This window comes from Pseudomonas sp. BIGb0164, from assembly GCF_024810135.1.
GTDB lineage: Bacteria > Pseudomonadota > Gammaproteobacteria > Pseudomonadales > Pseudomonadaceae > Aquipseudomonas.
The window spans coordinates 60,993-84,858 of record NZ_JANUEA010000009.1; the positions used below are offsets into that span (position 1 = coordinate 60,993).

Sequence of the window (23,866 nt, forward strand, 5' to 3'; positions counted from 1 at the left end):
GGATCGCAATGCCATCAGTTCCGTTGGATACCCGCTACCAGATCGAGACCCCGGAGGGTATCGATCTGCCCTTGCGCCCTGCCGGCCTGCTGCCACGTGCAGTGGCCTTTGCCTTTGACCTGGGGGTGCGCGGGCTGATCATGGGTATCCTGCTCATGCCTCTGGCCCTCTTGGGCAACATCGGTATCGGCCTGGGCTCGTTGCTGCTGTTCCTGGTCAGTTGGTGGTACATGGTGCTGTTCGAGGTGCTGAACCAGGGCTGCTCCCCCGGCAAGCAGGTCATGGGCCTGCGGGTGGTGCAAGACGACGGTACGCCAGTGGGCTGGTCCGCGTCACTTATCCGTAACCTGCTGCGTTTTGTCGACATGCTGCCCTTCGGCTACTTCCTGGGCGCCATCAGTTGCCTGCAACACCCCCATTTCAAACGCCTTGGCGACCTGGCTGCGGGCACGCTGGTGGTCTACCGCGAACGGCCACTGGCTCGCCCTCAGGTGCCCCAGGCCCAAGCCTTGCGCCTGCCGTTCCCATTGGAGTTGAGCGAGCAGCGGGCGATCCTTGGCTTTGCCGAACGCCAGGGTGAGCTGTCTGCCGAACGAGTGCATGAACTGGCCTCCATCCTCGCCACGCCCCTGCAGGTGTCTCCGGCCCGTGCCGTCGAGCAACTCAATGGTGTGGCGCGCGGACTGTTGGGGCCAGCATGAAGCAGAGCCTGTTCGAAAGCCGTCACCAACCCCAATGGCAGGCCTTTGCCGAACAACTGAATCAGTTGGAGCAAGGCAAGGCCAAGGCGAGTGACATGGCCGAGTTCCCCCACCACTATCGAAGGCTGTGCCAGCATCTAGCACTCGCCCAGGAGCGAGGCTATAGCAGCTACCTGGTCGATCCACTGCAGCAACTCGCCCTGCGAGGCCATCAACAGCTGTATCGCCATCGTAGCCAACTGACCGCTAATGTCCTGGGTTTCATCCTGGCAGGCTTTCCGCGGCTGGTACGGGAGCAATGGCGTTTCGTATTGATCGCCAGCCTGCTGTTCTTTGCCAGCCTGGTGGGCATCGCCTTGCTGGTCTACCTATTTCCCGACCTGATCTACAGCATCGTCAGCCCCCAGCAGGTCGCCGAGATGCAGGCCATGTACAACCCCAACGCCAGCCGCCTCGGCCGTGCCGCCGAGCGTGCATCCAGTGAAGACTGGATGATGTTCGGCTACTACGTGATGCACAACATCGGCATCGCCTTCCAGACGTTCGCGGCCGGCTTGCTGTTTGGCCTGGGCAGCGTGTTCTTCCTCATATTCAACGGCTTGATCATCGGTGCAATCTCCGGGCACCTGACCGATATCGGCTACGGCCAGACCTTCTGGTCGTTTGTCATCGGGCACGGCGCCTTCGAACTGACGGCCATTGCCCTCGCGGGCGCGGCGGGCTTGCAACTGGGCTGGGCACTGATTGCCCCGGGACGACTGACCCGAGGTGAATCCCTGCGCCTGGCAGCCCGCAAAAGCGTACAGATGCTCTGCGGCGTCATGATATTCCTGCTGATCGCAGCCTTCATCGAGGCCTACTGGTCTTCCACCACAACGATCGCGCCCTGGGTCAAGTACCTGGCAGGCGCCGCACTCTGGCTGCTGGTGGCAGCCTACCTGACGTTTGCCGGGCGGGTATCCCATGCGCCTGAGTGATGCCAGCGTAGTGATCCGCCCGCGCACCACCTGGGAAGCCATGGACCTTGGCGTGCTCATGGCGCGTCAGCACCGTGGGCTGTTGATGGGCAGTTGGGCGCTGATTACCTTGCCGGTATTTGCACTGCTTACCGTCTTGCTCTGGGACTTCCCCACCCTCGCCATGATCCTGTTCTGGTGGCTCAAGCCCGCCTTCGACCGCCTCCCCCTGTACATCCTGTCCACGGCATTGTTTGGTGACGCCCCAAGCCTGAGGCAAGCGGTGCGCCACTGGCCAAAGTTGCTCAAGGGCCAGTTGCTGGTCAGCCTGACCTGGCGTCGGTTCAGCCTCAGTCGCAGCTTCCTGTTGGCAGTCAGCCAACTCGAAGGACTGGACGGCCAGGCACGCCAGCGACGCCTAGGCGTGTTGCTGCAACACAACGCCGGGGCTGCACGCTGGCTCACCCTCCTTGGAATGCATCTGGAAATCGGCCTGTGGTTCGGCTGCATGGCCCTGTTCTACTTCTTCATTCCTCAAGAAGTCGAACTGGACTGGGACTGGCAACGGCTGGCACTTGCAACCGCCTCCGAAGGCCTGTGGCTGGAGCATCTGGGTAACGCGTTCTATGCGTTGGTGTTGATATTCTGGGAGCCCATCTACGTCGCCTGCGGCTTCAGCCTCTACCTCAACCGCCGCACCGTGCTGGAAGCCTGGGACCTGGAGCTGGTGTTTCGCCGTCTGCGCCAACGCCTGGGCAGCGTTGCGATGTTGATGTTGCTGGTGGTCGGGCTGCTGCTCGTACAGGCCAGCCCTCCGGCCTGGGCCGAGGAGCCCAATAGCCACACGCAACTGAGTACCCAAGCTGCGAGCCAGGCCATCAAGGCGCAAATGGAAAAGCCGCCCTTCAAGAACCCGGAAACCGTCACGCGGTATCGTTTCGGTGAGGAAAAAACCGCCGTCAAAAACCGCGCGCACGGTGAAGGTCAATTACCCGCCTGGCTGCAGGCCCTGCTGGACAGTTTCAACAGCAATACCTTCAAGCACGCTGCCCAGGGCTTGGAGGTCATCCTGTGGAGCGTGCTGATCGGCGGTCTGGCGCTGCTGGTCTGGCGCTATAGGGACTGGCTTCGCGCCTTCGTCAGCCGACGCCCCACACTCCCGCACAAAATGCCCAAGCCGGCCCCCGCCCAATTGTTCGGCCTCGACCTGGGCCTCGAAACCTTGCCCGAGGACATCGCAGGTACCGCCGAAGCACTCTGGGCCACGCGTCCCAGGGAAGCCCTTGGCTTGCTGTATCGCGGCTTGCTCAGTCGCCTGCTGCACGACTTCCACCTGCCACTCAAAGATGCCGACACCGAAGGCCAGGTCCTGGAACGCGTTCACCACCTGCAACAACCGCAGTTGCTGGCCTTCAGTGATGAACTGACGCGCCACTGGCAGAACCTCGCCTACGGTCACCGCCTGCCCCCGGTCACAACCCAGCAAAAACTGTGCAGCGACTGGCGCGCATTGTTCAGCTCGGGAGCCGTACGATGAATCGGTTTTTACTGTGGGTCGGTCTGCTGCTGGCATGCCTGCTGGGTGCCGGCGCGTTTTACGCCTGGCCCAAGGCAATCCCCTATGAAGAAGTCGTCGACCGTGGACCATCGCCGGAGGCCCGGGCGAACCCTTATCTTGCAGCCGAGCACTTCTTGCGCCAGCAAGGCCTGACCGTAACCCATGCCAATAGCCTTGAACCGCTCGCCGACCTGCCCCCCAAGGGCAACAGCCTTTTGCTACTGGGTGAACGCAGCAATATGACACCTGGCCAGGTGAGCCAACTGCTCGACTGGGCAAAGTCCGGCGGCCATCTGCTGGTGGTCGCCGAAGCGTTGTGGGATGAAGAGGCAGGTAGCAGCGGTGACCTGCTGCTCGATCGCCTGAATATTCATCAGGCATTGAGCGAGGCATTCGACGAACCGGCCTCCCCGAGAAAGAAGAAAGCGCCGGACCTGACCAAGCTGTATGTCGACAATGAAACCGCGCCGGCCTATTTCAACTTCGACACCGACTTCAACCTCACCGACCCCAAGCACCTGGCGCAGTTTTCCGCCAACAGCGCCAAATCCAGCCACTTGATGCAACTGGATTTCGGGGATGGCCGCGTGACGGTGGTGACCGACAGCGACCTGTGGAAAAACCCGAGTATCGGCCAGTATGACAATGCCTGGCTGCTCTGGTATCTGAACCAGGGGACTGACGTGACGCTGCTGTTCCATACCGAAGTGGACAGCCTGCTCACGCTGTTGATGCGTTACTTCCCCCAGGCGCTGGTGGCCCTTGTCGCGCTGATTGCCCTGGGGCTCTGGCAGGCCGGCGTGCGTCAAGGCCCTATCACGGCGCCGGCGCCCAAGGCCCGTCGCCAGTTGCAGGAACACCTGCAGGCCAGTGCCGATTTCTTGTTGCGTCGCGGTGGCCAAGGCGCCTTGCTACGCGCTTTGCAACAAGACATTCAACGCGCCGCTCGCCGACGCCACCCAGGCTTCGAGCACCTTGAAACGGCAGAACAGTGGCAGGTGCTTGAACGCCTGACGCACCAACCCTCACACGTCATCAGCCAGGCCCTTGGTCCACTTGGCGAAAAACGGCTCAACAGCGCCGATTTCAGTCGTCAGGTGGCGTGCCTGCAAACTCTCAGGAATGCCTTATGAGCGATTTTCCAACGGCTATGACCTCCGAACACCTGCTACACGCCAGCCAGCAAGCACAGGCCCTGCGTATCGAATTGCGCAAGGCGGTGATCGGCCAGGACCCGGTGATTGACGATGTGCTGACCGCCTTGATCGCCGGTGGCCACGTGCTGCTCGAAGGCGTACCCGGCCTCGGCAAGACGTTGCTGGTGCGTGCGTTGGCGCGGTGTTTTGGTGGTGATTTCGCGCGTATTCAGTTCACCCCCGACCTGATGCCCAGCGACGTCACCGGCCATGCCGTGTACGACTTGCACAGCGAGCAGTTCAAGTTGCGCAAAGGCCCACTGTTCACTCACCTGTTGTTGGCCGACGAAATCAACCGTGCACCTGCCAAGACCCAGGCCGCGTTGCTTGAAGCGATGCAGGAGCGCCAGGTCACCCTTGAAGGTGAAGCACTGCCCATCGGGCAACCGTTCATGGTGCTGGCCACTCAGAACCCCATCGAACAGGAAGGCACCTACCCCTTGCCTGAGGCCGAGCTGGACCGGTTCATGCTCAAGGTGCGCATGGACTACCCCGATGCCAGCCAGGAACTGGACATGGTGCGCGAGGTCACCCGCTCCTCCAGGGCCGACATGCTCGACGTGCAGCCGCTGCGCACTGTGCTTCAGGCTCAAGACGTGCTGCGTCTTCAGGAGATCGCCAGTGAGCTGGCCCTGGACGAACAGGTGCTCGACTACGCCGTGCGCCTGGCCCGTGCCACGCGCAGTTGGCCAGGCTTGACCCTGGGCGCCGGCCCGCGGGCCTCCATTGCCCTGGTGCGCGGCGCCCGGGCCCGGGCCTTGTTGCGTGGCGGGGAATTCGTCACCCCGGATGACATCAAGGGCTGCGCATTGGCCGTACTGCGCCATCGGGTGCGTATTGCACCGGAGCTGGACATCGATGGGCTGGAAGTAGACCAGGTGCTCAAACAGATGCTGGACCAGATTCCGGCACCTCGACAGTGACGCCCTCATGAAGCCGACCCGACTGTTGTTAAGCTGGCTGGGTGTGCTGCTAGGCCTGAACATCCTGCTCGGCGCGGCTGAAGCCTTGCAGCTCAAGGTACCCGGCACCCTGCACTCGATTGCCTGGGGCCTGTTGCTCGCGCTGTTATTGCTGTCACTTCTGGATGCTGTGCGGTTGCGTCGCAGGCCCCCCGTTCAGATCGAACGGCAGATGCCTGGCAGCCTGGCACTCGGACGTTGGGGTGAAGTACGCCTGAGCCTGGCACACGGCTTCTCACAGCCCCTGACGGTGCACGTGTTCGACCACACGCCCGATGGCCTGAGCGTGGAGAACCTGCCCCAATCCATAATAGTGCGCCCCGGCGAACGCAGCGAGCTGGGCTACCGCTTGCGCCCTCTGCGTCGTGGGCATTTCAGTTTCAGCCGCTGTGAGGTCCACCTGCCCAGCCCGCTTGGGCTATGGTCGGCACGACGGTTTGTCGAGGTGAATGACACCACCCGCGTCTACCCCGACTTTGCCCGTTTGTACGGTGCACAGCTATTGGGTGTGGATAACTGGCTGAGCCAACTCGGCGTGCGACAACGCCAACGCAGGGGCCTGGGGCTGGAGTTTCATCAGCTGCGCGAATTTCGTGAAGGCGACAGCCTGCGTCAGATCGATTGGAAAGCCACTGCCCGGCAACGCACCCCCATCGCACGCGAGTACCAGGATGAGCGTGACCAGCAAATCGTGTTCATGCTCGATTGCGGCAGACGCATGCGCAGCCAGGACGGCGAGTTATCGCATTTCGACCACGCGCTCAACGCCTGCCTGCTGCTCAGCTACGTAGCGTTACGCCAGGGTGATGCCGTGGGGTTGTGCACCTTTGCCAGCGATCCGCCACGCTACCTGGCCCCGGTCAAGGGAAGCAGCCAGTTGAACCTGCTGCTCAACGCGGTTTACGACCTGGACACCACCCGACGCACAGCCGACTACGAGGCTGCCGCCAGCCAATTGCTGGCTCGGCAAAAACGCAGGGCGCTGGTGATTGTCGTGACCAACTTGCGGGATGAGGATGATGAAGCCCTGATGGCTGCGGTCAAGCGCATCAGCCGACAACACCGGGTGCTGGTAGCCAGCCTGCGCGAGGAAGTCCTCGACCAACTGCGTCAGGCACCCGTGCAAACCTTGCCCGAAGCGCTCGCCTACAGCGGCACGATCGACTACCTCAACACTCGAAACGAGCTGCATGACCGCTTGGCCGCACAGGGTTTGTCGCTGCTGGACACCTTGCCTTCGGAACTGGGGGCCGCCTTGGTGACACGCTATCTGGGCTGGAAAAAAGCCGGAGCATTCTGAAACATGCGTCGACCGCAGCCTGGGCTGGCCCAAAACTGGGTCGACAGGGCTTGATGACTAGGCAGACGCCTGCAAAGGATCGAAGCTGAAATAGTCCTGCAAAGCGCCGATCACGCGCGTGTACTCATCGGACGCCTGCGTCACACTGAACCCCGAGTCGTAGTGCTGAGGGTTGATATCTTCATGACTCCACAGGCACGTCGCCGTGATGTCGACGGCGTGGAAGTCGCCCTCAGGCCCCGGGATCTTAAAGCGCAACTCGAAGTCAACATCGACCATCATGGGCAAGTGGCTGATCAACATCAGGCCGTCTTCGGAAACATTGCCCAAATAACCAATAGGTTTATCCGTACGGCGATTAAACACCTGCAGGAAATAAGGAAGTTGGTGTCGCTCGATCCGTCGCTCGGTAAACATGGTCGTCATCCAGTGGCCATGAGTCAGGCCATGTCAGTGATTCGTAACGGGCCAAGAGCCCACTCTCCCCCGGATCTCGGTGTGGCAACAGGTCTCCCTGTGTCACTGGACTGCTGCCGAATCAGGGCCCTGCATTCGCTCAAAAAAACTTGTACAAACGAACAATCGAAGGATAGCCCAAGACTGGCGATGGGCCAGCTATAGGATGACAAATATCATTACAAAGACGCCGGACGCGGTTGTGCAACGCTGGCCCCCGGGTAATGCCCCAACTGCTGCAAGGTGTCGAGCCGGGCACGGGCACGGTACGCGTACTCACTCGAGGGGTACTGGGTAATGATGAACTGGTAGGTCTGGACCGCATCGACGAACAGCTTCTGCCGTTCCAGGCATTGCCCGCGCAACATCGACACTTCCGGCTGCACATAACGACGGGTGCGGCTCTCGCGATCAACCTGGGACAACTCCAGGGTGACGCGCTCGCAATCACCCACCCCGTAGGCACGGTAAGCGTTGTTCAAATGGTGGTCCATCGACCAGCGGGTGCAGCCGACAACACTGACGGCCAGGGCAGCAACGAGCAAAATTCGCATGAGGGTTCTCCTGTCTTGTGCAGTGTATCGACCCCTCGTCGAAAATCTTCAAGGGTGTTCGTATTCACTCGCAGCAAAAACAAGTCAATCGTCGATAAGTAGTGCAAACGAACAATGACTACAACGAAAGAGCATAGTAGCCTTCCTCAGCGCTTGAACTCAGGAGTCTGTGCATGTCCGTCCGTCGTACCAAAATCGTCGCCACCCTTGGCCCGGCCAGCAACTCGCCGGAAGTCCTCGAACAGCTGATTCTGGCTGGTTTGGACGTTGCCCGTCTGAACTTCTCCCACGGCACCCCGGACGAGCACAAGGCTCGCGCCAAGCTGGTGCGTGACCTGGCTGCCAAGCATGGCCGCTTCGTGGCGCTGCTGGGTGACCTGCAAGGCCCGAAAATCCGTATCGCCAAATTCGCCAACAAGCGGATCGAGCTGAAGATCGGTGACAAATTCACCTTCTCCACCAGCCACCCGCTGACCGAAGGCAACCAGCAAGTCGTGGGTATCGACTACCCGGACCTGGTCAAGGACTGCGGCGTCGGCGACGAGCTGCTGCTCGATGACGGCCGTGTGGTAATGCGCGTCGACACCGCCACCCCGACCGAACTGCATTGCACCGTGATCATTGGTGGCCCGCTGTCCGACCACAAAGGCATCAACCGTCGTGGTGGCGGCCTGACCGCACCGGCCCTGACTGAAAAAGACAAGGCTGACATCATTCTCGCCGCCGAAATGGAAGTGGACTACCTCGCCGTGTCCTTCCCGCGCGACGCCGCCGACATGGAATACGCCCGTAAACTGCGCGACGAAGCCGGCGGCACTGCCTGGCTGGTGGCAAAGATCGAACGCGCCGAAGCCGTGGCAGACGATGAAACCCTCGACGGCCTGATCAACGCGTCCGACGCCGTGATGGTTGCCCGTGGTGACCTGGGCGTGGAAATCGGCGATGCCGAGCTGATCGGTATCCAGAAGAAAATCATCCTGCACGCTCGCCGCCACAACAAGGCGGTGATCGTGGCGACCCAGATGATGGAGTCGATGATCCAGAACCCGATGCCGACCCGCGCCGAAGTGTCCGACGTGGCCAACGCCGTGCTCGACTACACCGACGCCGTGATGCTCTCGGCTGAAAGTGCTGCCGGCCCCTACCCGCTGGAAGCGGTGCAAGCCATGGCGCGCATTTGCCTTGGCGCTGAAAAGCACCCGACCAGCAAGACCTCCAGCCACCGCATCGGCAAAGAGTTCGAAAGCTGTGACCAGAGTATCGCCCTGGCCGCCATGTACACCGCCAACCACTTCCCGGGTGTGAAGGCGATCATCGCCCTGACCGAAAGTGGCTACACGCCGTTGATCATGTCGCGTATCCGCTCTTCGGTACCGATCTACGCGTTCACCCCACACCGTGAAGCTCAGGCCCGCACGGCGATGTTCCGTGGTGTGTACACCGTTCCGTTCGACCCGGCTTCGCTGGCACCGAACGAAGTCAGCCAGAAGGCAATCGACGAGCTGGTCAAGCGCGGCGTTGTGGAGAAAGGCGACTGGGTCATCCTGACCAAGGGCGACAGCTACCACACCACCGGTGGCACCAACGGCATGAAGATCCTGCACGTGGGCGACCCGCAGGTTTGATGTGACACGCTGAAAAACAAAAGCCCCGCCATGTAGATGGCGGGGCTTTTTGCATTTCATGGGTTCGTGTCGAACTCGGTCAAATGTGGGAGCGGGCTTGCTCGCGAATGCAGTGTTTCAGTCGACGGATTCATTCGCTGATCCACCGCATTCGCGAGCAAGCCCGCTCCCACATTTTGATCAGCGCTTGGTAATAAACGCCGACAACGCCTCAATCGCCTCCGGCGACTTCAAGCGCTGGGTAAACAGGGCGCCCTCCTCCTCGATCACCTGCCGCAGCTGTTCGCGGTCGACGCTCTTCATCAGCTGTTTGGTCACTTGCACCGCTCCCGGTGCCAGGGTTTCAAACCGCTCGGCCATTTCCCGCGCCTTGACCAACGCCGCGTCGCCGCTACCCAACGCCTCGGTGGCAATGCCCCACGCAGCCGCCTGTTCGCCTGTAAACCCCTCGCCCAACAGCAACAATTCAGCCGCCTTCACGTGCCCCAACAAGCGCGGCAGGATCAGGCTCGAACCAAACTCCGGGCACAGGCCCAGGTTGACGAACGGCATGCGCAGGCGCGCATCGCGACTGATATAGACCAGGTCGCAATGCAGCAACAGCGTCGTGCCGATTCCCACCGCCACGCCTGCCACCGCAGCGATCACCGGCTTTCGGCAGTTGAGCAGGCTCTTCATGAAGTGAAACGGCGGGCTGTCGAGGTCGCTGGGCGGCTGCTCGAGGAAATCGCCGATGTCATTGCCGGCGGTAAAGCACTCACTGCTGCCCTGGATCAGCACGCAGCGGATGTCGGCATCCGCGTCAGCGCCTTCGAGGGCTTCGGCCAGTTGCGTGTACATGGCGCGGGTCAGGGCGTTTTTCTTGTCGGGGCGATTGAGCTGCAAGGTCAGCAGCCCGCGCTCGCGTTGTTGCAGGATGGCGTCGGTCATGGTGAGTCTCGCGACAGTGGAATTCAGCGCTCAACCACGGGGCAGGAACACGTCGGCCAGCAGTTGATTACGCGGCAGCCCCGCCAGGAACAGGCGCTTGGAGAACGCCTCGACATTGCCAGGGTGCCCGCAGAGTAAAGCCAGAGTTTGCCGCGAAACAAGCCGCAGTTGCGCCAATGCCTGGGTCGCCTCGGCCGCGGTCCACAGCTCCACTGTCAGGTTCGGGTGCTGCGCGGCCAGCTGCGACAGGGCTTCGGCAAGGTAATGTCCGTTGACATCATGGGCCAGGTGAATCAGGCGAATCGCGCCCTGGTGATCCTGGCGCAACGCCTCACGCAACACGCCCCACAAAGGCCCCAGGCCGGTACCAGAAGCCAGCAGCCACAGCGGCCGCGTATGCCAGTCCGGGTCGTAGTGCAATGCACCGCCGCGCAGTTCGCCCAGGCGCAGAGGGTCTCCCACCTGCAGTTGACGGGCCAGGTCGCTGAATTCGCCGGGTTGGCGGCAATCCAGATGAAACTCCAGGAACGCCTCTTCCTGGGGCAGGCTCGCCAGGGAATATGGCCGCGCCACCTGCCCGGCCCACAACACCACGTGCTGGCCGGCGCGATACCGCAGGCCGCGCTCCGGCTGCAGGCGCAGGCGCAGCACCGTCGGGTTCAGCCAGTCGGCACCCACCACGTGCGCGGGCAGGCCATCGCGCTGGGGGTCAAAGGTTTCGACGTGCACATCCCCCAGTACCTGGCACTGGCACGCCAGGCGCCAGTCGTCCTGGCGCTGCGTGGGGCTCAAGGCCTCGGGTTGCTTGTCCTCAACCTCGCCCCGGCAACGCACCAGGCAAGTGTGGCAACTGCCGGCGCGGCAACTGTAGGGCACGGCCACACCCGCCTGGTTCAGCGCATCCAGCAGGTTGCTGCCGGGGGCGACCGACCAGTGGCGTTCGCCGACGTGCAGTTCAGGCATATAAAGGTCTCAGACACAGGGGACGCGCACAGGGAATCATGCCTGCGACAGTTTGACCATAGTCGGGTGTATCGGCCACCGAGCCGGGTTATACTGCCGCGCCTTTTTAGCGTCGCGCCTGCATCATTTTGGCGTGCCTTGGAAAGGTGGCTTCAGCCGACCGATGCAACACTGAAGCCACCTTTATTGAATGTTCCCTTATAGAGGAGCGCGACTCATGACCGTGATCAAGCAAGACGACCTGATTCAGAGCGTTGCCGACGCCCTGCAATTCATTTCCTACTACCACCCCGTTGATTTCATCCAGGCCATGCACGAAGCCTACCTGCGCGAAGAATCGCCAGCGGCCCGTGACTCCATCGCCCAGATCCTGATCAACTCGCGCATGTGCGCCACCGGCCATCGCCCGATCTGCCAGGACACCGGTATCGTCACCGTGTTCGTGCGCGTGGGCATGGACGTGCGTTGGGACGGCGCCACCATGGGCCTGGACGACATGATCAACGAAGGCGTGCGTCGCGCCTACAACCTGCCGGAAAACGTCCTGCGTGCATCCATCCTGGCCGACCCGGCAGGCGCGCGTAAGAACACCAAGGACAACACCCCGGCGGTGATCCATTACTCCATCGTCCCGGGTAACACCGTGGAAGTGGACGTGGCAGCCAAGGGCGGCGGTTCCGAGAACAAGTCGAAAATGGCCATGCTCAACCCGTCCGACTCGATCGTCGACTGGGTATTGAAGACCGTTCCGACCATGGGCGCTGGCTGGTGCCCACCGGGCATGCTGGGCATCGGCATCGGCGGCACCGCCGAGAAAGCCGCGGTGATGGCCAAGGAAGTGTTGATGGAGTCCATCGACATCCACGAGCTGAAAGCCCGTGGTCCGCAGAACCGTATCGAAGAGATGCGCCTAGAGCTGTTCGATAAGGTCAACCAACTGGGCATCGGCGCCCAGGGCCTGGGTGGCCTGACCACCGTGCTCGACGTAAAGATCATGGACTACCCGACCCACGCCGCCTCCCTGCCGGTGTGCATGATCCCCAACTGCGCCGCCACCCGTCACGCACACTTCGTGCTCGACGGTTCGGGCCCGGCGTCGCTGGAAGCACCACCGCTGGACGCCTACCCGGAAATCGTCTGGGAAGCCGGCCCATCGGCCCGCCGTGTCAACCTCGACACCCTGACCCCGGAAGAAGTGCAGAGCTGGCAGCCAGGTGAAACCGTATTGCTCAACGGCAAAATGCTCACCGGTCGCGACGCTGCGCACAAGCGCATGGTCGAGATGCTGAACAAGGGCGAAACCCTGCCGGTGGACCTCAAAGGTCGCTTCATCTACTACGTCGGCCCGGTTGATCCAGTGCGCGAAGAAGTGGTGGGCCCGGCGGGTCCGACCACCGCAACGCGGATGGACAAGTTCACCCGTCAGATCCTTGAGCAAACCGGCCTGCTGGGCATGATCGGCAAGTCCGAGCGCGGCCCGACCGCAATCGAAGCGATCAAGGACCACAAGGCCGTGTACCTGATGGCCGTGGGCGGCGCTGCTTACCTGGTGGCGCAAGCCATCAAGAAGTCGCGCGTTGTCGCCTTCGCCGAACTGGGTATGGAAGCGATCTACGAGTTCGACGTGAAAGACATGCCGGTGACCGTTGCAGTTGATAGCAAGGGTGAGTCGGTGCACATCACCGGTCCTGCGATCTGGCAGAAAAAGATCAGTGAAAGCCTGGCGGTAGAAGTGCAGTAAGTCATGCTCTTGTAGTGAGCGGGCTTGCCCCGCGCTGGGCTGCGCAGCAGCCCTGACCCCAAACACCGCGTTTTGCCTGGCAGAACGCGGTGTTTTTATTGGAGCTGCTGCGCAGCCCAGCGCAGGGCAAGCCCGCTCACTACAGACCTCGTGGCGCATGGTATGGTGCTCACCCCTTACTGTGCCTGCCCCTCACCGTATGATCGTGATCCCTCGCCCGCTGCGCCTGACCTTCTATTCGCTGCTGATCATTGCCGGCGCGGTGCTGGCCGCTGCCCTGGCCACACGCCACGCCGAACGCCAGGCCCTGGTGGACGATGCCGCCCGCGCCAATCAGCAGCTGGCGCTGTACGCCAACTCCCTGCACACCCTGATCGAACGCTACCGCGCCCTGCCCGCCGTGCTGGCGCTGGACTCGGAAATGATCCGCGCCTTGAAAGGCCCGCTGGATGCCAGCACCCAGGACCTGCTCAACCGCAAACTGGAGCGCATCAACGGCGCCGCCCAATCCTCCACCCTGGAGTTGATGGACCGCACCGGCCTGGCCGTGGCCGCCAGCAACTGGAACCTGCCGAGCAGTTACGTCGGGCACAACTATGCGTTTCGGCCCTACTTCAGCCAGACCCTGAGTCAGGGCACCGGGCGCTTTTATGCCGTGGGCGTGACCACGGGCATACCCGGCTATTTCCTCTCCAGTGCGGTGGTGGATGAGCACGAGCAGTTCCTCGGTGCGATGGTGGTGAAGCTGGAGTTTCCCGAGCTGGAACGCGAATGGGCACAAGGCAATGACCTGCTGCTGGTCAGCGACGCGCGGGGCATTGTGTTCATCGCCAACCAACCGGGCTGGCGCTACCGCAACCTGCGCCCGCTGTCGGAGCAGGACCTGGCGGAGCTCAAGGCCACCCGTCAGTACGATAAAAAACACCTGCAGCCGCTGGAAAGCCAGCCTCTGCAACGCTTCGACGACAACAGCCACCTGATGCGCGTCAACGGCCCCGACGGCAGCGCCAATTACATCTGGGAATCCCTGCCGTTGAAGGCCGAGGGCTGGACGTTGCACCTGCTGCGTAAACCGCAGTTTGCCTTTGAAGACCAGCGCAACGCCGGCCTCGCCGCCGCCGGTTCCTGGCTGGCCCTGGTGTTCCTCGTGCTGTTCCTTACCCAGCGCTGGCGCCTGGCCCGTTTGCGCCAGCGCAGCCGTGAAGAGCTGGAACGATTGGTGGAAGAGCGCACCCAAGCCTTGCGCACCGCCCAGGACGGCCTGGTGCAATCGGCCAAGCTGGCGGCACTGGGGCAGATGTCCGCCGCCCTTGCCCATGAAATCAATCAACCGCTGACGGCCCAACGCATGCAGCTGGCCACCTTGCGCCTGTTGCTGGACCACGGCCGCGTGGACGACGCCTACACGGCGCTGACCCCACTGGATGAAATGCTCACCCGCATGGCCGCCCTCACCGGCCACCTCAAGACGTTTGCCCGTAAAAGCCCGAGCGGCCTGCGCGAACGACTGGATTTGGCGTTGGTGGTCGACCAGTCCCTGCATCTGCTCGATGCACGCCTGCGTGATGAAGGCATCGGCGTGGTGCTCGACCTGACCCGCCCAGCCTGGGTCCGTGGTGATGCAATCCGCCTGGAGCAGGTGCTGATCAACCTGTTGCGCAACGCCCTTGATGCGATGGCCGACAAACCGCGTAAGCGCTTGGAAATCCGCCTGCAGGCTGACCAGCAACTGTGGCAACTGACCGTCAGCGACAGCGGCGGCGGGATAGCCGAGGAACACCTCAACAGCGTGTTCGACCCCTTCTTCACCACCAAGCCGGTGGGCGACGGACTGGGCCTTGGGTTGGCCGTGTCGTACGCTATCGTGCATGAATTGGGTGGACGCCTGATCGCCGGCAACCGAGGGGATGGCGCCGCGTTCACCCTGACCTTGCCCATCGCGCTGGAGACGCCCGACCTATGTTGAACGCGGTGATTGTGGTCGATGACGAAGCCAGCATTCGCACGGCCGTCGAGCAATGGTTGAGCCTGTCCGGTTTTGAAGTGCAGTTGTTCAGCCGCGCCGAGGAGTGCCTGGTGCAACTGCCCAAGGACTTTGCCGGCGTGATCCTGAGCGACGTGCGCATGCCCGGTCTGAGCGGCCTGGAACTGCTGGCCGAAGTGCAGCGCCGCGACGCCGACCTGCCGGTGATCCTGCTCACCGGCCATGGCGACGTGCCAATGGCGGTCGAAGCCATGCGCGAGGGTGCCTATGACTTCCTGGAAAAGCCCTTCAGCCCGGACGCGTTGCTCAATAGCCTGCGCCGGGCATTGGACAAGCGCGGGCTGATCTTGGAAAACCGGCGCCTGCATCAGCAGGCCGATGCCAAGGCGCAACTGGAATCCAGCCTGCTCGGCGTGTCCCGTGGGTTGCAGAACCTGCGGCGCCAGGTGCTCGACCTGGCGAGTTTGCCGGTCAACGTGCTGATCCGTGGCGAGACCGGCAGCGGCAAGGAACTGGTCGCCCGTTGCCTGCATGATTTCGGGCCTCGGGCGAAGAAGCCGTTCGTGGCGCTCAACTGCGCCGCGATCCCTGAGCAACTGTTTGAGGCCGAACTGTTCGGCCACGAAAGCGGCGCATTCACCGGCGCCCAGGGCAAGCGCATCGGCAAGCTGGAATATGCCCATGGCGGCACGCTGTTTCTGGACGAAATCGAAAGCATGCCCCTGGCCCAGCAGGTCAAGCTGCTGCGGGTGCTGCAGGAACAGAAGCTGGAACGGCTGGGCTCCAACCAGAGTATCCCTGTGGACCTGCGCATCATCGCCGCCACCAAGCCGGACCTGCTGGAAGAGGCCCGCGCCGGACGTTTCCGCGAAGACTTGGCCTACCGGCTGAACGTCGCGCAACTGCGTTTGCCGCCCTTGCGTGAGCGTCGTGAAGATATCCCGCTGTTGTTCGACCACTTCGCCCGAAGTGCTGCCGAGCGCCTGGGGCGCAGCGTTGAGCCGTTGAGCGGCGCACAGCTGGGACGCCTGCTCAGCCATGACTGGCCGGGTAATGTGCGTGAGCTGGCCAACGTCGCCGAGCGCCAGGTGCTGGGCCTGGGTGATCCGGAGCCGGAGGGCATCGAGGCCGGGCAGTCCCTGGCGGCGCAGCAGGAGGCCTTTGAAGCACACTGCCTGAAGGCGGCGCTGATGCGACACAAAGGTGATATCAAGGCGGTGTTGGCGGAGCTGCAACTGCCGCGGCGGACCTTCAATGAGAAAATGCAGCGGCATGGGTTGGTGCGGGAGATGTTTCTCTAGCGATCTTCAGGCCGCCATCGCGGGCAAGCCCGCTCCCACAGTTTGATCTGTGAACACATTCCCATGTGGGAGCTGGCTTGCCTGCGATGAGGCCGGCAGCCATAAGCGGATTTCCGCTCATCACCCAAAATTTATCAGCGACTTTCCGCTCAAAAAATCCCGCCAACCCTTCTAGGCCGGGCCTTCATCTACCTGGCACAGCTCCTGCTATAGCCCGAACCAGGCTGTGCCCAGGCACGCTCCATAAAAACAACTAGATGAAGGATCCTTCAATGGATAACTCCAACGCCCTGCCTCTGGGGTCGGCGGCCGCGCCGACGAAAGAGCGCACTACCTCAAGCCGCATCAAATCGATCTTCAGTGGTTCCGTCGGCAACATGGTCGAGTGGTACGACTGGTACGTGTACGCCGCGTTCTCGCTGTACTTCGCCAAGACCTTCTTCCCCAAGGGCGACACCACCGCCCAACTGCTCAACACCGCCGCGATCTTCGCCGTCGGCTTCCTGATGCGCCCGATCGGTGGCTGGCTGATGGGCCTTTACGCTGACAAAGTCGGGCGTAAAAAAGCCTTGATGGCCTCGGTCTACCTGATGTGCTTCGGCTCGCTGCTGATCGCCCTGAGCCCGGGCTATGAAATCATCGGCATCGGTGCTCCGATCCTGCTGGTGTTTGCCCGTTTGCTGCAGGGCCTGTCGGTGGGTGGCGAATACGGCACCTCCGCCACTTACCTCAGCGAGATGGCGACCAAGGAACGCCGTGGTTTCTACTCCAGCTTCCAGTACGTGACCCTGATCTCCGGCCAGCTCATCGCGCTGGGCGTGCTGATCGTGCTGCAGCAGTTCCTCACCACCGAACAGCTGTACGCCTGGGGCTGGCGTATCCCGTTCGCCATCGGCGCCCTGTGCGCGGTAGTCGCGTTGTACCTGCGTCGCGGCATGGAAGAAACCGAGTCGTTCACCAAGAAGGAAAAAGCCAAGGAAAGCGCCATGCGCACCTTGATGCGTCACCCCAAGGAACTGATGACCGTGGTCGGCCTGACCATGGGCGGCACCCTGGCTTTCTACACCTACACCACCTACATGCAGAAATACCTGGTGAACACGGTCGGCATGAGCATCTCCGACTCCACCACCATCTCGGCCGCCACGCTGTTCCTGTTCATGTGCCTGCAACCGATCATCGGCGGGCTGTCGGACAAGGTCGGTCGTCGCCCGATCCTGATCGCCTTCGGCGTCCTCGGCACCCTGTTCACCGTGCCGATCCTCACCACCCTGCACACCATCCAGACCTGGTGGGGCGCGTTCTTCCTGATCATGGCGGCGCTGATCATCGTCAGCGGCTACACCTCGATCAACGCGGTGGTGAAGGCCGAGCTGTTCCCTACTGAAATCCGCGCCCTGGGCGTGGGCCTGCCGTATGCACTGACCGTGTCGATCTTCGGCGGTACGGCTGAATACATCGCGCTGTGGTTCAAGAGCATCGGCATGGAGACTGGGTACTACTGGTATGTCACGGCGTGTATTGCCATCTCGCTGGCGGTTTACGCGACCATGAAAGACACCCGCAAGCATTCGCGCATCACCACCGACTAAAGGTTTAACACGGTAAAAAATGTGGGAGCGGGCTTGCCCGCGATTGCGGTGGATCAGTCTCTAAATTCGTTGACTGGCTCACCGCTATCGCAGGCAAGCCAGCTCCCACATTTTAGTTTTGTGTCGCCTGGCTAATGCGGTCACGCCCATACCGCCGCTGCGCATACGACGCCCCCGCAATCATCACCACCAGCACCGCCGCCAGTACCGCCGACGAACCAATCGTGCCGAAATCCAGCCCGCCCTTTTCATGGGGTTTGGTGAGGAAGTCACCCAAGGTCGCGCCAAACGGTCGGGTCAGTACAAACGCCACCCAGAACAACAGCACCGACGAGATCCGGGTGAAGTACTTGAGTGCCACCACCGCCGCAATGGCGGAACCAATCAGCAAGGCGCCACCGGCGAAACCAAGCCCCGAGTCGTCAGCCAGGAAGTCGCCCAATGCGGTACCCAGGGTGTTGGAAAACAGAATCGCCATCCAGTAGAACAGCTCCCCGCGAAAGCTCTGCACCTTGTTCACGTTCAGCGAGTCGCCGCTGACATGCCACAAGGCGAAGATGATCATCAGGATCACAATCAGGATCATCGAGCCCGTGGCATAGCCCAGGCCGAGGGTGCGGTCCATGAAGTCCGACATCGTGGTGCCCGCCGTGCTGGTGGACAAAATCACGACCCAGTACAGCACCGGGTTGTAGGCCTTGGACCAGAGTTGCGTCACCAGGGTGACCAGAAACACGCTGATCAAGATCATCGAACTGATGGCGTACCCCACATTCAGGGTCATCGACAGCAAGTCCCCGGCCGTTTCGCCCAGGGTCGTCGCGCAGATTTTCATGACCCAGAACGCCAGGGTGATCTGAGGAAGTTTGTTCATCGGGTAGAAGGCTCCAAAGCTCAGTCTTTCAATGGGCCGACTTATAGAGGGGGTGTCGACCTGGGCGCAGACTGAACGTGGCGCTGTGAAAAATAGGTGGCCGAGGAATGAAAATTCCATAGGGCCGGTGGAAATTCATCGCCACGGCTTGCAGTATGGCCACCTCACCGATCCCATTAGCAGGAACCCCGGCCATGCCTGACGATATCCACTTCTACGAACCTGCCAACGGCCATGGCCTGCCCCATGATCCGTTCAATGCCATCGTCGGCCCACGGCCCATTGGCTGGATTTCATCACAGGACAGCGAGGGCCGCCTGAACCTGGCGCCCTACAGTTTCTTCAATGCGTTCAACTACATTCCGCCGATCATCGGGTTTTCCAGTGTCGGGCGCAAAGACAGCCTGAACAACATCGAACAGACCGGCGAGTTTGTGTGGAACCTGGCCACGCGCCCGTTGGCCGAGCAGATGAACCAGAGTTGTGCGGCGGTTTCGCCAGAGGTGAACGAGTTCGAATTGTCCGGGCTGACGCCAGTCGCCTCGAAAATCATCAAGGTGCCACGGGTGGGCGAAAGCCCGGTGTCGTTCGAATGCAAGGTGACGCAGATCATCCAGCTGCAACGCGCGGACAAAGCGCCGGTGCCGAGCTGGCTGGTGCTGGGTGAAGTAGTTGCCGTGCACATTGCCAAGTGGTTGCTCAAGGACGGCATCTACGACACCGCCGCCGCCGAGCCGATCTTGCGCGGCGGCGGGCCGGCGGATTACTTCCAGCTGGGGCCGGAGGCCCTGTTCAAAATGCACCGCCCGCGCTGACTGATCACTTTCTAACAAACACAACTGAACAGTGTGGGGACGGCGGTGCGACGATTCGACTTGCCCGCGATGGCGGAGTGTCAGCCACCCGATGAGTCGGCTGACCTGCCCTCATCGCGGGCAAGCCCGGCTCCCACATTTGCTCTTTGTTGGGCAGTAAAAAGTGTTCGGCTTCAGTTAGTGGAAGTTGCCCAGGTCAACTGACCTTCTTCATCCACATCAACCAGCCGCTCAAGCTGCACCGTCGCCGCATCATCGGCATCGGAAGCGGTCTTGAACTTCTGTCCATCAAGGATCTTGTGAAACTGCGGTGCGCCCATGCCATCCAGTGCCTTGACGGCGACGGCGGCGCTGTAGCCACCTTCTCCCGGCACTACGGCGGAGACGGCTTCGTGATGGGCAAATTGTTTACGTGCCATGTTGCAGGTCCTGGCCAATGGAAAGTCGGCCATTCTAGACCTTCAGCCGGCGAGTTGCAGGTACTCGCCGTAGGCGTGTGCAGCGGATGCATCGGTGAAGGTCTGGAAGTCCATGCTGCGGACCACCATGTCGTTCAACAGCTCGGTAAAGATCATCAGGGCTGGCGAGTTGAAGTAGGCGCTCATGGCCTGCTCGCTGCTCCAGAACCCCGAGACCAGCCAGACATCGGGGTCGACCTGGGAATGCTGCAACGAAAATTGCAGGCAACCCTGAGCCTGACGGCCCGGTTCGATCAAACTGCTCAAGCGTGCACCGAGTTCGGTGCTGCACCCGGTACGGGCACGGATAAAGGCCATATGGCTCGCGGGAATGGGGGTGGACATGTTCGACTCTCCCGTTGAGAAGTGATGCTCGGCAAACACTGTGAGGGCGTGTTGCCACAGGATCAAAGATAACGGCGCGGGTGTCGGCGCAGTTAGTCAATTCCTGCAGGCTTATTGCACAATCCTGCGAGAAGCGTAGGGAGGACGTTTGCCACCCGGAGTTTATTCCAGGCCTATGTTCAGTGTTTCAAGGAGATGACAGGCCCTGTGCTTGCCTGATTCACGACGTGCCGCAGGATCAGGCAAGGATTGTGCAGAATCGACCTAACACTTTTTGAAAAGCCGCCGCTAAGCTGACCCCATCAAAGCAGCCTGTAGAGGACGCCCCATGTCGTCGCCGGAACATAAGCCCATGCCCCTCGATGCCGAGATGGAAAAACAGCGCGCCGAGCTGGCCGCCATCGTGCACCGGCACACCTGGGAAGATGGCTCCTACGGGACAGCGATCACCTCGCTGTACCTGAACCGCCACAACACACCGCGCGACTTCATGCCGGTGCTGGTGGAACCGGCCTTGTGCATCCTGGCCAGCGGCAGCAAGGAAGTGCGCCTGGCCGACGAAATCTTTGCCTACGACCCACTCAACTACCTGGTGTTTTCTGTCGCGATGCCGGTGGCCGGGCGGATCATCGACGCCACACCGGAAGACCCCAACCTGTCGGTGCGTATCAACATCGACCCGGCGCAGCTCACCGCGCTGATTGCCGAAGCAGGGCCGATGGGCGTGCCTTCGCGCCCGACGTCCCGTGGCATGTACGTCGACCGCATCGATACCCAGTTGCTCGACGCCGTGTTGCGCCTGGCGCGACTGCTGGATACCCCCAAAGACATCGCCATGCTGGCGCCGCTGATCAACCGCGAAATCCTCTACCGTTTATTGCGGGGCCCGCAGGGCTATCGGCTGTATGAGATCGCCGTGACCAACAGCCAGAGCCATCGCGTCAGCCGGGCGATCACCTGGCTGAACGGCAACTACGAACAACCGCTGCGCATCGACGACCTGGCCAAGGAAGTGAACCTCAGCGTCTCGACCTTGCACCACCGCTTCAAGGCGATCACCGCCATGAGCCCGCTGCAATACCAGAAGCAACTGCGCTTGCAGGAGGCTCGGCGGTTGATGATTGCCGAAGGGCTAGAGGCGTCGGCAGCGGGGTATCGGGTAGGTTATGAAAGCCCGTCGCAGTTCAGCCGGGAGTACAGCCGGTTGTTCGGTGCGCCACCCTTGCGCGACCTGGCCCGGATGCGCCAAAGCGTCTGACACCCCACCAATCAAAATGTGGGAGTTGGCTTGCCTGCGATGGGGCCCTTGAGAACGCCATCGCCGGCAAGCCGGGCTCCTACAAGGGATGCGGTGTATTCAGTCGAGGGTACGGGGGAGCTGCAAGGTGACGCGCAATCCACCCTCACGCAAATTCTGCAAACTCACTTCCCCCCCGTGGCTATGGGCAATGTTGCGCGCAATCCCAAGGCCCAGGCCGTAGCCCTGCTGCTGGCCGGCGAGGCGGAAGTGCGGTTCGAAGACTTGCTCCAGGCGCTGCTCCGGCACACCCGGGCCTTCGTCATCGACGTGCAGGATAAATTCCGCACCATCGTCCTCGATGTGCAGGTGCGCGTTCTGCCCGTACTTCAAGGCGTTGTCGATCAGGTTGCCGATACAGCGTTTGAGCGCCAGCGGCTTGCCCGGGTACGGCGCCAGTGCGCGACCGTCCTGGGTGATCCGGCCGTTGCCGTTGGGGGCGAGGTAGGGTTCCACCAGGCAATCGAGGACGTGGTTGAGGTCCACGGGCTCGATGTTCTCGTGGATGTCGGTGTCTTTCACGCATTGCAGGGCGCCCTTCACCAGCAGCTCCAGCTCATCCAGGTCGCGACCGAACTTGGTTTGCAGGTTCTCGTCTTCCAGCAGTTCTACACGCAAGCGGAGGCGAGTAATCGGTGTGCGCAAGTCGTGGGAAATGGCGCTGAACAACTGGCTGCGCTCGGTGAGGTAACGGCTGATCCGCTCGCGCATGGCATTGAAAGCCCGCCCCACTTCCACCACTTCACTGCCGCCGCCTTCGGCCACCGGTTCTACATCGGCGCCCAGGGACATGTCCCGCGCGGCCCGCGCCAGACGCTTGAGGGGCCGGCTCTGCCAATGCACCAGCAGGCCGATGAACAGCAGCAGAAAACCGCTGGTGAGCACGATGAACCACACTTGCTGGGACGGCAGGCCTTGCTCTTCAAGGCTGGTGTAGGGCTCGGGCAGCAGCGAGGCGATATACAGCCATTCGCCAGGAGCGAGTTGGATCTGGGTGACCAGCACCGGCGGGTTGACCGGTTCGAGGGTCAGCGCGTAATGCGCCCATGAGCGTGGCAACTCATCGAGCTTCAAGCCGGCGTTGAAGATACGCAGGTCTTCGGCGCTGACGAATTCCACCGAGATATGCACGTCGGCGCCCAGGGTCTGGCGCAGCACTTCATCCACCGTCTGCAGCACCGCTTGCTTGCGCGGGGTCTGGGGCAGGATGGCCATGTCCAGGGGGCGATCGTTGAGGGTCACCACAAAACGGGTGCCGCCCATGCTGCGCAATTGGTCCAGGACCAACGGGCGATAGGCCACCGGCAACGAACGGAAGTAACTTACGCTGGCCGTCATCGAATGCGCCAGGCTACGGGCGCTGGTGACCAGGCCTTCGAGCTGGGTAGCGCGCAATTGCGAGACCCAGATCACGCTCGACAGCGCTTGGGCAAACAACACCGCCAGCAACGTCAGCAGCAGCATCCGCCCCAGCAGCGAACGCGGCACCGGGAAGCGACGGCGGCGTTCGGTCAAATGTTCAGTGGGCATTGCCGGCAACCACGCTGGCTGCCAGTTGGTAACCGCTGCCGCGCACGGTACGGATCAGTCGCGGAGGTTTTTCGGTATCGCGCAGGCGCTGGCGCAAGCGGCTGACGGCCATGTCGACGATACGGTCCAGCGGCATCAGGTCGCGGCCCCGGGTGGCGTTGCCGATGGTGTCGCGGTCGAGAATCTGTTGGGGGTGGTCGAGAAACAATTTGAGCAGGGCAAAGTCGGCGCCCGAGAGAATCACCTCTTCGCCATCCACGTGGAACAGGCGATGGCTGATCATGTCCAGGCGCCATTCGTCAAAGACCAATACATCGCCCGCGCCACTGCGCTCCTGGCCAAACTGGGCACGGCGCAGCAACGCCTTGATGCGTGCCTGCAATTCACGGGGGCTGAACGGCTTGCCGATGTAGTCGTCGGCGCCCAGCTCCAGGCCGATCACGCGGTCGGTCTCGTCGGAACTGGCGGTGAGCATGATGATCGGCACCTGCGCCTGGCGCGGGTGCTGGCGGATCCAGCGGCAAAGGCTGAAACCGTCTTCGTCCGGCAACATCACATCAAGGATGACCAGGTCGCAGGGCGCCTCGTTCATCGCCTGACGGAACCCCGCACCGTCCGGCACCCCACGCACCTGGAAACCGGCGCGACTGAGGTAGGTTTGCAGCAATTCGCGGATTTCCTGGTCGTCGTCGACGAGGAGAATCGATTTACTGATTACGCTCACGGGG

Annotated in this window: 22 protein-coding genes; 13 read left to right on the top strand and 9 right to left on the bottom strand. The window is 61.9% G+C overall.

The window, feature by feature from the left end; genetic code table 11:
• Positions 1-8: 8 nt before the first annotated feature.
• From M2394_RS22595 to M2394_RS22620, 6 genes are read left to right on the top strand one after another with little or no spacing between them, the layout of a single operon-like run.
• Entirely contained in the window at positions 9-701 is a 693-nt protein-coding gene (locus tag M2394_RS22595) for an RDD family protein (protein ID WP_259174649.1), read from the top strand.
• Entirely contained in the window at positions 698-1,678 is a 981-nt protein-coding gene (locus M2394_RS22600) for a stage II sporulation protein M (protein ID WP_178921760.1), read from the top strand. Before M2394_RS22595 ends, M2394_RS22600 begins: the two co-directional genes overlap by 4 nt.
• Positions 1,665-3,194, top strand: coding sequence for a DUF4129 domain-containing protein (locus M2394_RS22605; protein ID WP_259174650.1), 1,530 nt, complete (start codon positions 1,665-1,667; stop codon positions 3,192-3,194). Before M2394_RS22600 ends, M2394_RS22605 begins: the two co-directional genes overlap by 14 nt.
• Positions 3,191-4,348, top strand: coding sequence for a DUF4350 domain-containing protein (locus M2394_RS22610; protein WP_259174651.1), 1,158 nt, complete (start codon positions 3,191-3,193; stop codon positions 4,346-4,348). Before M2394_RS22605 ends, M2394_RS22610 begins: the two co-directional genes overlap by 4 nt.
• Positions 4,345-5,334: a MoxR family ATPase gene (locus tag M2394_RS22615; protein ID WP_178921754.1), complete on the top strand. Its 990-nt coding sequence runs from the start codon at positions 4,345-4,347 to the stop codon at positions 5,332-5,334. Before M2394_RS22610 ends, M2394_RS22615 begins: the two co-directional genes overlap by 4 nt.
• A 7-nt stretch (positions 5,335-5,341) precedes the next feature.
• Positions 5,342-6,673, top strand: coding sequence for a DUF58 domain-containing protein (locus M2394_RS22620; protein WP_178921752.1), 1,332 nt, complete (start codon positions 5,342-5,344; stop codon positions 6,671-6,673).
• Between the two features lie 57 nt (positions 6,674-6,730).
• Here the strand turns inward: M2394_RS22620 and M2394_RS22625 are convergent, their stop codons facing one another.
• Together M2394_RS22625 and M2394_RS22630 are read right to left on the bottom strand one after the other, a co-directional pair.
• On the bottom strand, positions 6,731-7,090 hold the full coding sequence (locus M2394_RS22625; RefSeq protein WP_259174652.1) for a PilZ domain-containing protein: 360 nt from the start codon (positions 7,088-7,090) through the stop codon (positions 6,731-6,733).
• Between the two features lie 218 nt (positions 7,091-7,308).
• On the bottom strand, positions 7,309-7,683 hold the full coding sequence (locus M2394_RS22630) for a tol-pal system YbgF family protein (RefSeq protein WP_176994337.1): 375 nt from the start codon (positions 7,681-7,683) through the stop codon (positions 7,309-7,311).
• A gap of 173 nt (positions 7,684-7,856) precedes the next feature.
• Between M2394_RS22630 and pyk the strand changes: the two genes are divergently transcribed.
• Positions 7,857-9,308, top strand: coding sequence for a pyruvate kinase (gene pyk / locus M2394_RS22635; protein WP_178921747.1), 1,452 nt, complete (start codon positions 7,857-7,859; stop codon positions 9,306-9,308).
• A gap of 180 nt (positions 9,309-9,488) precedes the next feature.
• Here the strand turns inward: pyk and M2394_RS22640 are convergent, their stop codons facing one another.
• Complete coding sequence (locus M2394_RS22640) at positions 9,489-10,238, bottom strand: enoyl-CoA hydratase-related protein (RefSeq protein ID WP_259174653.1); 750 nt, start codon at positions 10,236-10,238, stop codon at positions 9,489-9,491.
• A gap of 30 nt (positions 10,239-10,268) precedes the next feature.
• Positions 10,269-11,201, bottom strand: coding sequence for an iron-sulfur-binding ferredoxin reductase (locus tag M2394_RS22645; RefSeq protein ID WP_259174654.1), 933 nt, complete (start codon positions 11,199-11,201; stop codon positions 10,269-10,271).
• Between the two features lie 217 nt (positions 11,202-11,418).
• Between M2394_RS22645 and M2394_RS22650 the strand changes: the two genes are divergently transcribed.
• The 4 genes from M2394_RS22650 to M2394_RS22665 all read left to right on the top strand — a co-directional run bounded on the left by M2394_RS22650 (position 11,419) and on the right by M2394_RS22665 (position 17,819).
• Positions 11,419-12,942: a fumarate hydratase gene (locus M2394_RS22650; RefSeq protein ID WP_259174655.1), complete on the top strand. Its 1,524-nt coding sequence runs from the start codon at positions 11,419-11,421 to the stop codon at positions 12,940-12,942.
• A gap of 199 nt (positions 12,943-13,141) precedes the next feature.
• Entirely contained in the window at positions 13,142-14,908 is a 1,767-nt protein-coding gene (locus M2394_RS22655) for an ATP-binding protein (RefSeq protein WP_259174656.1), read from the top strand.
• A complete protein-coding gene (locus M2394_RS22660; protein WP_259174657.1) occupies positions 14,902-16,227 on the top strand; it encodes a sigma-54 dependent transcriptional regulator in 1,326 nt (441 codons plus the stop codon). The genes M2394_RS22655 and M2394_RS22660 overlap by 7 nt, the downstream gene beginning before the upstream one ends.
• Positions 16,228-16,499: 272 nt before the next feature.
• Complete coding sequence (locus M2394_RS22665) at positions 16,500-17,819, top strand: MFS transporter (RefSeq protein ID WP_178921737.1); 1,320 nt, start codon at positions 16,500-16,502, stop codon at positions 17,817-17,819.
• 112 nt (positions 17,820-17,931) lie between these two features.
• Here the strand turns inward: M2394_RS22665 and M2394_RS22670 are convergent, their stop codons facing one another.
• The gene (locus tag M2394_RS22670; protein WP_259174658.1) at positions 17,932-18,693 is read right to left on the bottom strand and encodes a hypothetical protein; all 762 of its coding nucleotides are present in this window, start codon (positions 18,691-18,693) and stop codon (positions 17,932-17,934) included.
• Positions 18,694-18,887: 194 nt separating this feature from the next.
• Here M2394_RS22670 and M2394_RS22675 point away from each other — a divergent pair, with 194 nt between their 5' ends.
• Positions 18,888-19,508 (top strand): flavin reductase family protein, encoded by a 621-nt coding sequence (locus M2394_RS22675; protein WP_178921732.1) that lies wholly within the window; start codon positions 18,888-18,890, stop codon positions 19,506-19,508.
• 173 nt (positions 19,509-19,681) lie between these two features.
• Here M2394_RS22675 and M2394_RS22680 read toward each other — a convergent pair whose 3' ends face one another.
• On the bottom strand, positions 19,682-19,960 hold the full coding sequence (locus M2394_RS22680) for a hypothetical protein (RefSeq protein ID WP_178921730.1): 279 nt from the start codon (positions 19,958-19,960) through the stop codon (positions 19,682-19,684).
• Between the two features lie 9 nt (positions 19,961-19,969).
• Positions 19,970-20,311, bottom strand: a complete 342-nt coding sequence (locus M2394_RS22685) for an antibiotic biosynthesis monooxygenase family protein (RefSeq protein ID WP_016975490.1) — start codon at positions 20,309-20,311, stop codon at positions 19,970-19,972.
• 328 nt (positions 20,312-20,639) lie between these two features.
• Between M2394_RS22685 and M2394_RS22690 the strand changes: the two genes are divergently transcribed.
• Positions 20,640-21,569, top strand: coding sequence for an AraC family transcriptional regulator (locus tag M2394_RS22690; RefSeq protein WP_259174661.1), 930 nt, complete (start codon positions 20,640-20,642; stop codon positions 21,567-21,569).
• A gap of 99 nt (positions 21,570-21,668) precedes the next feature.
• Here M2394_RS22690 and M2394_RS22695 read toward each other — a convergent pair whose 3' ends face one another.
• Positions 21,669-23,096 (bottom strand): ATP-binding protein, encoded by a 1,428-nt coding sequence (locus tag M2394_RS22695; RefSeq protein ID WP_372339915.1) that lies wholly within the window; start codon positions 23,094-23,096, stop codon positions 21,669-21,671.
• A 31-nt stretch (positions 23,097-23,127) separates the two neighbouring features.
• Positions 23,128-23,862: a response regulator gene (locus M2394_RS22700; protein ID WP_176994349.1), complete on the bottom strand. Its 735-nt coding sequence runs from the start codon at positions 23,860-23,862 to the stop codon at positions 23,128-23,130.
• Between the last annotated feature and the right edge of the window lie 4 nt (positions 23,863-23,866).

Excerpts from the sequence above, each read along its gene's own strand:
- M2394_RS22595 (WP_259174649.1), top strand. The coding sequence starts at position 9 with ATGCCATCAGTTCCGTTGGATACCCGCTACCAGATCGAGACCCCGGAG.
- M2394_RS22600 (WP_178921760.1), top strand. The coding sequence starts at position 698 with ATGAAGCAGAGCCTGTTCGAAAGCCGTCACCAACCCCAATGGCAGGCC.
- M2394_RS22605 (WP_259174650.1), top strand. The coding sequence starts at position 1,665 with ATGCGCCTGAGTGATGCCAGCGTAGTGATCCGCCCGCGCACCACCTGG.
- M2394_RS22610 (WP_259174651.1), top strand. The coding sequence starts at position 3,191 with ATGAATCGGTTTTTACTGTGGGTCGGTCTGCTGCTGGCATGCCTGCTG.
- M2394_RS22615 (WP_178921754.1), top strand. The coding sequence starts at position 4,345 with ATGAGCGATTTTCCAACGGCTATGACCTCCGAACACCTGCTACACGCC.
- M2394_RS22620 (WP_178921752.1), top strand. The coding sequence starts at position 5,342 with ATGAAGCCGACCCGACTGTTGTTAAGCTGGCTGGGTGTGCTGCTAGGC.
- M2394_RS22625 (WP_259174652.1), bottom strand. The coding sequence starts at position 7,090 with ATGTTTACCGAGCGACGGATCGAGCGACACCAACTTCCTTATTTCCTG.
- M2394_RS22630 (WP_176994337.1), bottom strand. The coding sequence starts at position 7,683 with ATGCGAATTTTGCTCGTTGCTGCCCTGGCCGTCAGTGTTGTCGGCTGC.
- pyk (WP_178921747.1), top strand. The coding sequence starts at position 7,857 with ATGTCCGTCCGTCGTACCAAAATCGTCGCCACCCTTGGCCCGGCCAGC.
- M2394_RS22640 (WP_259174653.1), bottom strand. The coding sequence starts at position 10,238 with ATGACCGACGCCATCCTGCAACAACGCGAGCGCGGGCTGCTGACCTTG.
- M2394_RS22645 (WP_259174654.1), bottom strand. The coding sequence starts at position 11,201 with ATGCCTGAACTGCACGTCGGCGAACGCCACTGGTCGGTCGCCCCCGGC.
- M2394_RS22650 (WP_259174655.1), top strand. The coding sequence starts at position 11,419 with ATGACCGTGATCAAGCAAGACGACCTGATTCAGAGCGTTGCCGACGCC.
- M2394_RS22655 (WP_259174656.1), top strand. The coding sequence starts at position 13,142 with ATGATCGTGATCCCTCGCCCGCTGCGCCTGACCTTCTATTCGCTGCTG.
- M2394_RS22660 (WP_259174657.1), top strand. The coding sequence starts at position 14,902 with ATGTTGAACGCGGTGATTGTGGTCGATGACGAAGCCAGCATTCGCACG.
- M2394_RS22665 (WP_178921737.1), top strand. The coding sequence starts at position 16,500 with ATGGATAACTCCAACGCCCTGCCTCTGGGGTCGGCGGCCGCGCCGACG.
- M2394_RS22670 (WP_259174658.1), bottom strand. The coding sequence starts at position 18,693 with ATGAACAAACTTCCTCAGATCACCCTGGCGTTCTGGGTCATGAAAATC.
- M2394_RS22675 (WP_178921732.1), top strand. The coding sequence starts at position 18,888 with ATGCCTGACGATATCCACTTCTACGAACCTGCCAACGGCCATGGCCTG.
- M2394_RS22680 (WP_178921730.1), bottom strand. The coding sequence starts at position 19,960 with ATGGCCGACTTTCCATTGGCCAGGACCTGCAACATGGCACGTAAACAA.
- M2394_RS22685 (WP_016975490.1), bottom strand. The coding sequence starts at position 20,311 with ATGTCCACCCCCATTCCCGCGAGCCATATGGCCTTTATCCGTGCCCGT.
- M2394_RS22690 (WP_259174661.1), top strand. The coding sequence starts at position 20,640 with ATGTCGTCGCCGGAACATAAGCCCATGCCCCTCGATGCCGAGATGGAA.